The organism is Methanocalculus pumilus, assembly GCF_055382585.1.
In genome coordinates, this window is sequence record NZ_AP042393.1 from 1,731,316 (window position 1) to 1,743,525 (window position 12,210).

Genomic DNA, 12,210 nt, shown 5'->3' on the forward strand with positions numbered 1-12,210 from the left:
ATATCAGTATACATGAAACTCTTGGTAGCAGTTGCACCTGATCGGTTCCGTGATGAAGAACTGAGCGAGCCGATGAAGATATTCAAGGCAAAGGGAATAGAAACGGTCATCGGGTCCACACAGACCGGTGAATGCCTGGGGATGATGGGGGATCGTGTAGAGGCGACCGTGACATTTGGTGACGTTTCCGCTGCCGAATTCGATGGAATCGTGATCATCGGCGGACTCGGTGCACAGGATTTCTTCTGGAGCAGCCGGGAGCTGGTTGCGCTGGTGAAAGACTTTGACGAGAAAGGAAAAGTCGTGGCCGCCATCTGCCTCTCCCCGGCAGTCCTTGCATTTGCTGGTATCCTTAAGGGTAAGAAGGCAACGGTCTTTGCAAGCCCCGCATCAACCTATGCGATGAAGGAGGGTGGTGCATCCCTGCAGAATGATCCGGTGGTTGTCGACGGAAAGATCATTACTGCCAATGGGCCGGCTGCTGCAAAGGCATTTGGTGAGGCAATCGTCTCGACACTGAATGCATAACACCATGGACAGGGTATCTGAGAAGGATTGCAGCCTTATCATTCCTGCATATAATGAGGAGGAGAGGATAGGCAACCTCCTCATCGATCTCATCGGATTTGGCGGTGAGATCATCATTATTTCAGATGGGACTGATGCAACAGCCTCGATCGTCTCCCGGTTCACCGTGGAGAATCCCGACTGCGATATCACCTGCATCTCCTCTCCTGAACGGCTCGGCAAAGGCGGTGGCATAGCCAGGGGCATGAAAAAGGCCACACGAAAGTATATCGGTTTTATGGATGCCGATGGCTCGACAAGCATTGAAGAGATGAACCATATCTTCTCGCACCTGGACCATGCAGATGGCGTGATCGGATCACGTTGGATGCCCGGATCAATGATCCCGATCAGGCAGGGATTGATGCGCAGGGTCCAGAGCAGGATCTTTAATATCCTGATACGCATCCTCTTTGGGCTGCCATATGCAGACACTCAATGTGGAGCAAAGGCGTTCCGGCGGGAATTGATCGACAGCACACTGGATACGGTGGAGTCCACCGGCTTTGAGTTTGATGTCGAGCTCCTCTGGAGAGCCCGTAATGCCGGATATGATGTGATCGAGCTGCCGATCAGCTGGAGTGACCGGGGAGGGTCAAGCGTCAGGATGACCGATTCGATAGCAATGATAACCGGACTCCTCAGGATACGCATTCGATGAAAGAAATGGTACCGGAAGACCGGATCCAACAGGCATTCCTCCTCTACGAGACAGGAGCATATGAAGAGTCGCTGGCACTCTGCATCAGAACAAAGGAGATTGCGCTTGAGATCCTGGCTGCTGAGAATCTGCTCGCACTCGGGAGGCTGAGCGATGCCGAAGCAGCATTTTCCGATCTCATCTCCACAATTCCCGGCTCTTCAAAGGCACATCTCGGGCTCGCAGAGGTGTTCAGGAGGAGAGGGGATATGCCGGCTGCGACAGCCGCATATGCCGAGGCGATCCGCCTCGACCAGCAGAACCCTGTAGCACTCAGGGAATATTCCCGGATCCTTGCAGAAAAGGGAGATCATCGTGGCGCCATTCCCGTACAGAAAGCTCTCGTCCGGATCTCACAGAACTCCGGGGATTACCTCCTTCTTCTCAGGTCACTGGTTGCGATCGGGGAGGCAGATGAGGCGATTACCATATACAGGCAGATAAAACCGGCGGGAGGGGAAAACCCCGGGTACATCGAGGCATTGATCGCATCCAAACGATATGCCGAGGCAGCAGATGCAGCTGAAGAGGCATGGATCAGGGAGAGCGATCTGATCTATCTCCGTCTCTGGCTATCTGCCCTTGGACGGATTGATCCGGCAGAGGCATTTGATCGTTATAGAGGGTACATCCGGGAGTATACTGACATCGAACTCCTCTTCTCTGCTGTGCTGCTTGCAAAACAGCTTCATTCTTATGATGAGGGGATTTTAATGCTCCACTCTCTCAGGGAGATGCAGGATGAGCCGATATATCATCTCCTCCTCTGCGATCTGCTCAGGGCGAAAGGCGAGATGGATGCAGCAGGGGAAGAATATGCAGAGCTCCTCTCAGAACAGCTCGGTTCATTTGAACATCCGGAGTCGTTGAAGGTGATCATCGAAAAATATATCGCCTTCCTTGAGTTGACAAAGGAACAGGATTCCGTCATCGAGGAGATCCGCACCCTCCTTGAACCCCATCCATCATGGGTCTGCCTGGTCTGCCTTGGAGAGATGTATGAACGCTATGGCGATCTCACCCGTGCCCGTGATACCTTCTACCGTGGATACCGGAGCCACTATCTCCGTGGTGGCATCCCTTATGCTGCATTTTCTGCACGAAACCATGAGTGGCGTGAGGCTGAGAAGGTGATCCTCTATATCCTCTCCCAAATCCGGAAGGGAGAGGATCTCGAGATGGTGGCAGGGGAGATTGTCCATGGTAAGGAGAAACTGTACCAGAACATGAAGATCACCCACGCCCTCATCGATCGGCTCATGGATATGATCCCGGATCTCACGGCAAACGGGAGAGAGATCCTTGCAGTCGCCTCCCTCTATGCGGCATCCGATGCTCTGGATAGAAGAGATTACCAGGCATGCAAGGAACACTGCCTGACCGGGCTTGACATGATGCCCTGCTATCCCTCCTCGATCAGAATCGGGGATTTTATTCCCCTCCTCTCGCAGGCAAAAGATCATGCACTCTCTGAAAGGCCGGTGATACAGAGGATGCAGGTGGATGCGGTTTCTGAAGAGATACCGATCGCGGAGAGGCTGATGCTCACAGAGAAGGAGGAGAAAGCGTTGGCATTCATCCGCGAACATGCTGAGGCACATGAGATGGAACTCAGATCTCTTCTCGGCACGAGGCGTGTTGCCGGGATTATCAATGAGATTATCAGGAAGGCAGGCGAAGAAGGGATCAGCATAATCGAGAAGCGTGGCATCTCAGAGAATGGGGAGATATATGCCTGGATCTTTAGATAATACACGGAACGACAGGAAACTGCAGAGTATCGGGATCATCAATGCCCTCCGGCGGGGCACTGTCCCGGCAGATGGGCTTGAACGGCTCGCAGTCGGAATCGCAACCGAGGAGCGTGTGATCGCCGATCAGCTTCAGTATGTGGCAGCCGGACGATCAGACCTGAAGTTTGTCAGGGGCGATTTTGGGAGCGGGAAGACCTTTCTTATCTGCCGTGCCCTTGAGATTGCCCGAACCAGCGGATTTGCAACGGCCCATGTCGTCATCTCTCCGGACACCCCGCTCCATAAGCTTGCCGCCCTCTATCGCGCGATAACACAGAACCTCAGGACCAGGACAGGGGAGGCTGCATTAAAGAGTATCATTGATACCTGGATCTTTGGGATCGAAGAACGGCTGATCGAGTCACTTGGCGAGGAGGATGAAGAGCAGCTGGCATCAGCTGCTGCGGGAGAGATCGAGGCGTCCCTCCTAAGGATATCTGAAGATAACTCAGGGCTTGCCGCAGCAGTCAGGACATACTACCAGGCAAACAACCGGGGCGACTTCGCTATCGCACAGGCAGCCCTCGGCTGGATATCCGGGGAGGAGACGGTCGGCAGGAGCTTTAAATCAGAGGCGGGGCTGAAAGGAGCAGTGGATGAAGGGTCTGCCCTCCCCTTCCTCCGGGGACTGACGAGGATCATCGTTCAGGCAGGGTACCGGGGAATTGCAATCGCCTTTGATGAGGCGGAGACGACACAGGGGTCATCCCGGCCGCTCCGCGAGAAGGGGTATGTGAACCTGAGGCGGATCATCGATTCGGTTGACAGAAACGAGATGCCCCATTCATTCCTCCTCTTCACGGGAACTCCATCCTTCTTCGAAGGGCCAAAAGGGATCAGATCGCTTTCCCCGCTCTATGACCGGTTGCAGGTGATGGAGGATGACGGGTTTGCGAATCCTCTCCAGACCCAGATCATCCTTCAGCGGTTTGATGAGAGGCGTCTCTTTGAGGTGGCCTCGCGGGTCGTTCTGATCTATGGCGAGGCATACGCGGAGGTGGACCCGGAGCGGGTGAACCTCAGGTTCATACGGGCGATGATCGACCGGATCACACTCCGGTTTGGCGGCCGGATCGATGTGATCCCCCGGATATTCCTGCGTGAGTTTGTGGATATCCTTGACAAGTGCGCACTCCATGCTGCCTACGATCCGATGGAGAAGTACCGGTTTGAGGGGAGCGGTATGCCTGAACTGAAGGAGGAGGAACGGGCAGTGATGGAGGTTGAGTGGTGAATGGAAGCTTGCGAACACCCTTCTCCATCACATGTTGATGGTATGTAACCGGTCAGCCATAGCTGAATGCCGCTGTTCCCATAAAGGATTCTTTCCTGAATTGAGCCTTCCTGGATGAAAGTAGCAAATAATCCCCTATTTGAGCAGACTCGGAGAAAAATGGTGTTTTGGAATGATCCATAAAGGACCTGAGGATAAGAATCCGCTTACCCATAACAATATGTATGTGTTTAACGTAGAATGTAATTATAGGCATATCATGAATTCAAAGATTTTAATAATTGGAATTGCTATTTTAGCAATTGGAACCGCGTTGTATATGATTGCATTAACCCAACTGCCAGAATATGAAACTCTCATTGGCTCTCTTGCAAGAGTGTTAGATAGTGATGTTCAACAAAAATACGACCTTCTCAAATTATTCCAGGTTATTGGTCCAGTAGCCGGAGTTGCAGGATTTGTTATTTCTATTGCAGGTCTGGTTTCTTCCCCAAAGGACAACTAACCCTGATATGAAAACATCACCTATTTTTTTAAATCAATGTCATCTGCCACTTAAGTGTGTGGATATACATCAATTGTTTTTGTCTTTACTGCAATCCCTGCCATCACACTCTTGAGCATCTGAGATGCATTGGTAAGGTTGATGGGTTGGCGTGTTTTGAGTTTTGGTATTTTGATCTGCTTTGGTTTTGTCATAAGTGGATCTTCGTACATCTCCTTGTTTGTCAGCAGATGATGGATGATGGTCAGCAACTTTCGAGCCACCGCTACGACTGCTTGCTTATGTCCTTTCTTCCGTTTAATCCGCTCATAGAACTGACGAAACATGTTATCCTTGCTTCTGGACAACGCTGAAGCGCACTCGACCAGATATGTTCTGAGATGTTTATTCCCTTGTTTACTGATGGATCCCATCCGTGTTTTACCGGCAGATTCAGAAACACGTGGATCAAGACCTGCATAACGCACTATTTGTTTGGCTGAGTGGAATCGGGTTACATCACCAATTTCGGCAAGTATCATCGATGCTGACTGAAGTTGAATTCCTGGAATGCTGAGAAGGATATTGATCTGCTCTGGATCATTCTCAAACAGGTCAACCATACGTGACAGATGGATATCTATCTCCTTCTCAATCTGCTGAAGCATGCGATGTGCAGACTGAATGCCAAATATATCGTTCTCCGTTAATTCCCCGCAAATAGCAGCTTCAATCTTCTCTCTCTTCTTCACGATGCCGGGATGAGAGAGTTGTGCAAATATCTCATCAAATGTCTTTCTCTTGACCAGTCCATCAAGAATGATGAGACCACTCTTACCAAAGAGATCGGAAATGACTGGGGTGATCCGAATACCTGCCCGTGAGAGAATGGTGTGGATTCGATTTCTATATCGTGTTCGTTCTTTCACTAAATTCTTATAGGAACGGCAGAGATCACGATAATCTCGAACTCTCTCTTCAGGAATATACGAAGCTTTGAAGTGCCCTTCCAAACAGATTTCAGCAATCCATACGGCATCTTTAGTATCTGTCTTTGAAGAGGGGACGTATTTAATGAAGTATGGATTTGCAACAAACGTTGGTACAGCATGTTCAAGTATGGTGTAAACCGGCACCCAGTAGACGCCCGTTGCCTCCATAAGCACACGAGAACAGTTATTCTCAACAATCCAATCACGTAACCTGATCAGATCAGGAAGTTGGGTAGAATAGTTTTTTGTCTCATAAGAACCAGAAGCATCAATGATAGTGGCCGTGAGTTTTGACCGATGGACATCAATGCCACAGGCGCTATCGACCCGAGGAAACATTGTGTATCACCTCCATTAGTGTGGGGATGACAGAATATGTGGTCACTCTGATATACGTGCTCGAAGCACAATTGCATGTTCGAAGAAATAAGACCAGACTTTTTCACGGGTTCAGAAGGCCCAAGGAAAGATAGGTCTTGTCATCCCCATGAGGTGATACAACCCAGGAAACTTAATGATTACTCACCAGTTTTCATCTATTGCATGTGACCCCTATAGGGTCATGAGTGACTTTTTGTAAATTGTTAACTTTGACTGGAAGCCGCTTGTGGACTTCAGATTTTCTCTCCAGAATATTTCTTGTTGACGGCTGTTACCACCCCTCTGGCCCGTCGGATACGGATCAATTATTAAGGGATTTTGAAGATTTGGATCGAAACAGTACATAAATAGAGAGGAGAATAGTACTGTAGCAGACAAAACCAGGATCATCACCATGCCACTCTTTGACTTTCTCAGGAAAAGCGATTTCAACAAGGGTGTCGAGCTCCAGGTCGCCGGGCACTATGCCGAAGCGCTCGATTATTTTGACCGGGCACTCGCCCACCACCCCGGCCATGTCGATACCTGGAACAATCGCGGTGCGGCACTGAGCAATCTCGGGCGGCATGAAGAGGCTCTCAGATCCTATGATATGGCACTCCAGATCGAGCCGGGACATTGCATCGCATGGATTAACCGGGGGAGTGCTCTTGAGGGGCTCGGCAGGTACGAAGAGGCGATTCTGTCATATGACCGGACACTCACGATAAATCCGAAGCATGCTGGTGCATGGAATGACCGGGGATTGGTACTCAGCACCCTTGGGCGATATGATGAGGCTCTTGAAGCCTTTGAAAATGCAGTCCGGCATGATGACGGTTTAGCCCCGGCATGGACCAGCCGGGGCTGTGCCCTCCATGCCCTCGGCCGGTATGAGGAGGCGATTCTGTCATATGACCGGGCAGCGAAGATCGAGCCGCGTTATGTGGATGCATGGGCACTGCGGGGGTCTTCACTCTTCTCCCTTGGCAGATATGCTGATTCAATCGAATCATGCGATCAGGCGATAGCAATATACCCGGATTTCTGCATTCCATGGTACATCCGGGGTGCTGCCCTCGATGCCCTCAGCAGGCATGCAGAAGCAGTAGAAGCATGGGAGAAGGTACTCGGCTTTGTGGCAGAAGCCCGGTTCCAATGGTACTACCGTGGGCTGGCATTCACGAGGCTCGGCAGGAATGAAGAAGCTGCCGTGGCTTTTGAGAGGGCACGTGCCTCTGGAAGGCTCTGTATCCTCGATCCCCCGGATGAGGAGATAGGGGGGGCAGGGGGAACGCTAAACGAGGCATCTGCCGTCCTATAACCCTCAATACTGACGGTATATCGAGCTTCGATTACCTGTCTCAATAACGTGGATGATCAGCACTGCATTGTCGATAGTGAGGATGACCCGGTAGTCCCCCACCCGTAGAGAATAAAAAGACGGCTCGCTGCTCCCTTTGAGCTTTTTTACATGGATTTTTGGATTCAGTTCACCGGCAAGTGTGCTTAGCTCCCGGTATATTGCCTTTCCAACAGGTACCGGGAGCCGGATAAGATCTTTTTTTGCAACGGCTGAGATCAACACTTTATAGGCCATTCAATCAGTCATCCAGAAGACCAAGTTCGCCTGCAACAGCTTCAAGAGATTGAACTCTACCGGCTTTGATATCGGCAAGCGACTCCTCTATTGCCTGGATGGTCTCATCACTGAGAGGTTCATCGTCGATCGCAACCTCAATTAGTCGTTCGATAACATCTTCAAACGGTTCCTTCGGGTGCACCTTCAACGATGCCAGCCGGTCCCGGAGATCAGTGCTGATCCGGATTGTTGTGATAGCGGGCATATTAGAATATATGGAAATATATCATCATATATCTTTGCACATCTGAATATGCAATCATTCAGATGAGAAGAGAGGATCTTATGCAGGGCGAGGATTGGCAATCACAGGAGCGACCCACTAAAAAGACCTTTTTGGAGTGATATCCTGAAGATATGATTCGACCCTCGTATAGACCTCAATTGAAAGCGCATCATGGGAAAACACCAATCTCCTCGCATGGAACGAGGGTTCAGCACTCCATATCTCCTCCCAGGCGATCTCGATCCCGGAATGGATTGCGGGAACAGAATAGTCGATCGGCGCCCATACATATGGTGCAGGAATGATTATTTCCCGCTTTGTTGCCCTTTCGATACAGAGATCGTGGGGGCAATCAATCCATATGATTGCTACCTCCAATTTCGAGCTGAGAAGTGCATCGCGGACCAGGCAGGCATACGGACCCATCCCTGAGAACTCAAGGATTGCCGGGGATGGATCAGAACATGCCTTCAGGAAATAACGCCATGCCGTCTCTTCACCATCAATTGTGCCATCAGAATACCCAATCCGGCAGTCATCAATGGATGTATACGGATGACCAGTCTCGTCTGAGAGGGCTCGTGCAAGTGTCGTCTTCCCGGCACCAAGTGTTCCGATGATGAGAATCTTCATCTTCCCGATTGCCATATGCCTTATTCGTTTAGCAAACGTTGCTGAATCCTGAATTATCGTCGTCGATACTCTTTATGTGCTTGTTCAATGGTCATGATTTTTTCAACCCGGACAACATGCTCATCCTCTATGATAATATAGAAAACCGTAAATAATCTGCTTACATGAAGGCGATAAACCACAGGAGGATGAGGATAATCCAGTCTTTCCTTGTTGCCTCCAGGATAAGGATCGTGCTGTAGTTCAAGTATTCTATCAACAAGTATTCGGCGAGTCTTTTGGTGAAGTTTTCCAAGATACTCCCTTGCTTTCTTCTCGATTACAATCGAAAACACAGAAACGACCCTTTATCTGAATAATACAATGATTCGTAATTTTCTCAATCATCCTTCATTATTTCATCAGGATCAAAAGGGATGAAATCACCTTTTCTATCAATCTCGCAGATCATCTTCCATTCACGGAAATCCTGTTCCCGCCGTATCATAGCTGCAATAAGTTCATCAAAACTCTGGCCTGCCTCTTTCAGATTATGAAGATCGCGCCAGGTGGGTTCCTTCACCGGAATGCGTTTTATAGAGGAAATTCCAGGGTCAGCAGTACTGGATGACATGGAGGATAATGGGACGAATGAAGATATAAGAGTGTGCATAGAGTGCATAATGATCCTAATTGCCATAATATCCAATGAGAAATAAATGGAGAGCCCCATACATCATATCTACACATTCCCAACCGATACACAAAATACATCTCAGCAACCAGATTCTCATATATTTGTCCACAACGGATACTATGACCCATACGCAAGGTGATCCCATGCCAAAAACCCAGTCCATAACCGATATACACGACGGATGCGAGGTGGACTCACTCTTCCTCCTCGAAGAGATCGATATACGCAAGAAGAAAGATGATGGCAGATACCTCTTCGCCACGCTCGCCGACAGAACCGGCCGGATCTCCTGCAAGATCTGGGGGCTGCCGGCACAATCGGCCGACGAGATCGAGGCACTCGGCAGGAGCCTCCAGCCGGGAGAAGTCTACCGGATTCGGGGATTTGCAAAAGTCTTCAATGGCGAATGCGAGATCAATATCAATGATGGAATAGCCGATCTCGCCGCCCCGGCTGCTATCCAGGCATCAGAAAAGGGAGAGTTCGTCTACTCGCCCGTTGATATCAAAGAGACCGCTATTGCCATACAGAACCTCGCCGGGACGATTGGAAACGGCCAGCTCAAACTGGTCGTCTCCCTCGCACTGATGGATGCGGGCGGCTTCTACGAGAAGCCTGCTGCCAAGAAACGCCACCATAACTACCGGGGCGGCCTTGCAGAACATACCCTTGAGACGGCGACAATTGCTGTTGCCATGGCAGAGGCGAAGAAGAGCTACGGGATCGATCGCGACATCCTGATCGCCGGTGCACTCCTCCATGATATCGGAAAAGCCCTCTGTTTTGAAGAGAAGGGGATCGGATATGCAGCCCGCCCCGAATACGATCTGATCGGCCACATCCCGCTTGGGATCACCTTCCTCACGAGGTTTAAGGACTACCTCGATGATGCAACCTACCTCCACCTCCTCCATATCATCCAGTCACATCACGGAGAATACGGCGAGGTCATGCCACGGACATCTGAAGCCTGGGCGGTTCACCTCGCCGATCTCGCAAGCGCCACCCTCCGGGAGGTAGCCGACGATATCGCACCGCTTGGACCCGGAGAGGGGAAGTGGAAAGGAGAAAAGAGCGGAAAAGCGGTGTATAGGATATAGGGGACATTCAGTCAATAATTTCCAGACAAGTCGTCTGAGGGCTTGAATTACATTACATAAAGGTGAGATGCAAAGATACGATAGAAAGCACCACATTCAATGCTATATTCTATATGATAAAAGGCACTATATAGTATACATGAGCCCCTTGGAAGATATTCGATCAGTCACGGATCTGAAACGCCACACCCGTGAGATTCTTGATCACCTCCATGCAACCGGTCGTCCTGTCATACTTACAGTAAATGGGAGGGCGGATTCCATCCTGCTTGATATCAAAGCATATGAAAAGTATCTGGAAGCAGCGAATCTCGCACGGCTGCTTGTTCCGGCTGAAAAAGATGTAGAGAACGGACAGACACGCTCAGCCAGTGAATTTATACGTGAGTTCAAACGTGAAAAACAGATATCAGGTTGAGATCACCACCGTCGCTGAACGGGATGTTGAGGAGATATGGGAGTATATTTCTCAGGACAACGCAGAACGAGCAACAGCATTCATCTTTGATCTTGAGAAGAGCATAGCGGGGCTCAGTACCCTTCCCCTGCGTTGTTCACTCGTACCAGAAAACGAAATTCTTGGAACAGCGTATCGCCATCTTCTCTATGGCAATTACCGTATCATCTTCAGAGTGTTCGGCTCAAAAGTGATCATTCTCCGTGTAGTACATAAGGGACGCCTGCTGGATACACGGTTTTTCTGGTAGCCAACCATTACAATCCGATCAAAATGGGACTCTTCTCCAAAGTAACACGAGACCTGTCTCTGACTCGTTACCACAAATATCTGAAAGCCTGAAAATGATTAATAGCATCAAGATACATTATTGTACAGCTGTATATGATTATACAACTGTATAAACACATATCGCCACACACATGTACTGGTGTGTATTGATACACGAAGGTATAATCCGAAATACAAGCAGAAGTAAAAGAAAAGAATTGTCTTATGGAGAAGGGAAAAATGACGGCACAGAAACAGTCTGATGTAGCAACGAAGCGGGTAGCCCTCACCCCGGGTACATGGGCGGCACTCTCGAATATCAAAGAACCGGGGAAGACCCTTGGTCAAACAGTTGCTGATCTTATTGCCGAACACCAGAGACGAAAGCTTGAGTTGGATCTCGATGAAATTGATGCAACCGGCACCTTCACCTCATGGGAAGAAGCAAAAAAAGAACTTAATCTGTAAACGAGGTTCTTTGTGCAGATCAAAATCGAGGATCGTGCAAAGGAGTTCATCCGGGAACTTCCTCAAAAAGATCAACATATCATTGGCGAACATATCGAACAGCTTATCCACCATCCACATGCCCGGGGCAATATCAAGAAGCTTCATACAAAAAACCCCGTTGGCGCATGCATATAGCATGGAAATATACGATATTCTTTTCAGCCGATTCCGATACCATATGGATAGAAAAGATCATGACAATTGAACAGGCGCACAAGAAATATGGGAAGATCTGACAGGGAAGGAGTTTTTCGCTTATCAAAAACAGAAATCCACTTTCAGCAAACCTTTCTCCCAGGACCCCCCTATGGGATATCATGGTGCCTATGATTCAATTTCAGCCGGAGACAAAATACCGTCTGGATGCCTATAAAATGTCTCCTCGCTATTTTATGCGGGTATTTTGAAGCAGGTGCGGCACGGGTATCGGGGGGCGGGTGGTGAGGCAGCCCCCGAAACATTCCCGCCCCTCCCGCGTTGCATCTGCGGTCACCAGTTCAACCTCCCTGCGAAGCATGTGAGGACGGGGAAGTGGAGGGGAGAAAAGAGTGGGAAAGCGGTGTATA

The 12,210-nt window shown here is 49.6% G+C and carries 17 protein-coding genes; 11 read left to right on the top strand and 6 right to left on the bottom strand.

Annotation, left to right across the window (positions count from 1 at the left end):
* The first annotated feature begins 12 nt into the window (after positions 1–12).
* The 5 genes from ACZ44I_RS09135 to ACZ44I_RS09155 all read left to right on the top strand — a co-directional run bounded on the left by ACZ44I_RS09135 (position 13) and on the right by ACZ44I_RS09155 (position 4,799).
* Positions 13–528 (top strand): DJ-1/PfpI family protein, encoded by a 516-nt coding sequence (locus ACZ44I_RS09135; RefSeq protein ID WP_464550609.1) that lies wholly within the window; start codon positions 13–15, stop codon positions 526–528.
* The gene (locus tag ACZ44I_RS09140; protein ID WP_464550607.1) at positions 521–1,228 is read left to right on the top strand and encodes a dolichyl-phosphate beta-glucosyltransferase; all 708 of its coding nucleotides are present in this window, start codon (positions 521–523) and stop codon (positions 1,226–1,228) included. Before ACZ44I_RS09135 ends, ACZ44I_RS09140 begins: the two co-directional genes overlap by 8 nt.
* Positions 1,225–3,018, top strand: a complete 1,794-nt coding sequence (locus tag ACZ44I_RS09145; protein ID WP_464550605.1) for a tetratricopeptide repeat protein — start codon at positions 1,225–1,227, stop codon at positions 3,016–3,018. Before ACZ44I_RS09140 ends, ACZ44I_RS09145 begins: the two co-directional genes overlap by 4 nt.
* Positions 2,999–4,294, top strand: a complete 1,296-nt coding sequence (brxD, locus tag ACZ44I_RS09150) for a BREX system ATP-binding protein BrxD (RefSeq protein ID WP_464550603.1) — start codon at positions 2,999–3,001, stop codon at positions 4,292–4,294. The genes ACZ44I_RS09145 and brxD overlap by 20 nt, the downstream gene beginning before the upstream one ends.
* A 172-nt stretch (positions 4,295–4,466) precedes the next feature.
* Positions 4,467–4,799 (top strand): hypothetical protein, encoded by a 333-nt coding sequence (locus ACZ44I_RS09155; RefSeq protein WP_464550601.1) that lies wholly within the window; start codon positions 4,467–4,469, stop codon positions 4,797–4,799.
* A 50-nt stretch (positions 4,800–4,849) separates the two neighbouring features.
* Here ACZ44I_RS09155 and ACZ44I_RS09160 read toward each other — a convergent pair whose 3' ends face one another.
* Positions 4,850–6,109, bottom strand: coding sequence for an IS110 family RNA-guided transposase (locus ACZ44I_RS09160; RefSeq protein WP_464548138.1), 1,260 nt, complete (start codon positions 6,107–6,109; stop codon positions 4,850–4,852).
* A gap of 436 nt (positions 6,110–6,545) precedes the next feature.
* Here ACZ44I_RS09160 and ACZ44I_RS09165 point away from each other — a divergent pair, with 436 nt between their 5' ends.
* Entirely contained in the window at positions 6,546–7,454 is a 909-nt protein-coding gene (locus ACZ44I_RS09165; protein WP_464550599.1) for a tetratricopeptide repeat protein, read from the top strand.
* Between the two features lie 3 nt (positions 7,455–7,457).
* On the opposite strand, the gene ACZ44I_RS09170 is transcribed toward ACZ44I_RS09165, so the two are convergent.
* The 4 genes from ACZ44I_RS09170 to ACZ44I_RS09185 all read right to left on the bottom strand — a co-directional run bounded on the left by ACZ44I_RS09170 (position 7,458) and on the right by ACZ44I_RS09185 (position 9,343).
* Positions 7,458–7,730 carry a type II toxin-antitoxin system RelE family toxin gene (locus ACZ44I_RS09170; RefSeq protein WP_464550597.1) on the bottom strand — a complete coding sequence of 91 codons (273 nt, stop codon included), beginning with the start codon at positions 7,728–7,730 and terminating at the stop codon, positions 7,458–7,460.
* A gap of 4 nt (positions 7,731–7,734) precedes the next feature.
* A complete protein-coding gene (locus ACZ44I_RS09175) occupies positions 7,735–7,977 on the bottom strand; it encodes a DUF7557 family protein (protein ID WP_464550595.1) in 243 nt (80 codons plus the stop codon).
* A 117-nt stretch (positions 7,978–8,094) separates the two neighbouring features.
* Entirely contained in the window at positions 8,095–8,646 is a 552-nt protein-coding gene (locus ACZ44I_RS09180) for an AAA family ATPase (protein ID WP_464550593.1), read from the bottom strand.
* Between the two features lie 364 nt (positions 8,647–9,010).
* Positions 9,011–9,343, bottom strand: a complete 333-nt coding sequence (locus ACZ44I_RS09185) for a hypothetical protein (RefSeq protein ID WP_464550591.1) — start codon at positions 9,341–9,343, stop codon at positions 9,011–9,013.
* 107 nt (positions 9,344–9,450) lie between these two features.
* Here ACZ44I_RS09185 and ACZ44I_RS09190 point away from each other — a divergent pair, with 107 nt between their 5' ends.
* The 5 genes from ACZ44I_RS09190 (at position 9,451) to ACZ44I_RS09210 (ending at position 11,779) form a co-directional block, all read left to right on the top strand.
* Positions 9,451–10,407 carry an HD domain-containing protein gene (locus tag ACZ44I_RS09190; RefSeq protein ID WP_464550589.1) on the top strand — a complete coding sequence of 319 codons (957 nt, stop codon included), beginning with the start codon at positions 9,451–9,453 and terminating at the stop codon, positions 10,405–10,407.
* 139 nt (positions 10,408–10,546) lie between these two features.
* A complete protein-coding gene (locus ACZ44I_RS09195; RefSeq protein WP_464550587.1) occupies positions 10,547–10,825 on the top strand; it encodes a type II toxin-antitoxin system Phd/YefM family antitoxin in 279 nt (92 codons plus the stop codon).
* Entirely contained in the window at positions 10,803–11,114 is a 312-nt protein-coding gene (locus ACZ44I_RS09200) for a type II toxin-antitoxin system RelE/ParE family toxin (protein WP_464550585.1), read from the top strand. Before ACZ44I_RS09195 ends, ACZ44I_RS09200 begins: the two co-directional genes overlap by 23 nt.
* A 260-nt stretch (positions 11,115–11,374) precedes the next feature.
* Positions 11,375–11,602 carry a hypothetical protein gene (locus ACZ44I_RS09205; protein ID WP_464550583.1) on the top strand — a complete coding sequence of 76 codons (228 nt, stop codon included), beginning with the start codon at positions 11,375–11,377 and terminating at the stop codon, positions 11,600–11,602.
* Between the two features lie 12 nt (positions 11,603–11,614).
* On the top strand, positions 11,615–11,779 hold the full coding sequence (locus tag ACZ44I_RS09210; RefSeq protein ID WP_464550581.1) for a hypothetical protein: 165 nt from the start codon (positions 11,615–11,617) through the stop codon (positions 11,777–11,779).
* A gap of 250 nt (positions 11,780–12,029) precedes the next feature.
* On the opposite strand, the gene ACZ44I_RS09215 is transcribed toward ACZ44I_RS09210, so the two are convergent.
* Positions 12,030–12,161 (bottom strand): hypothetical protein, encoded by a 132-nt coding sequence (locus tag ACZ44I_RS09215; protein WP_464550579.1) that lies wholly within the window; start codon positions 12,159–12,161, stop codon positions 12,030–12,032.
* Positions 12,162–12,210 lie beyond the last annotated feature (49 nt).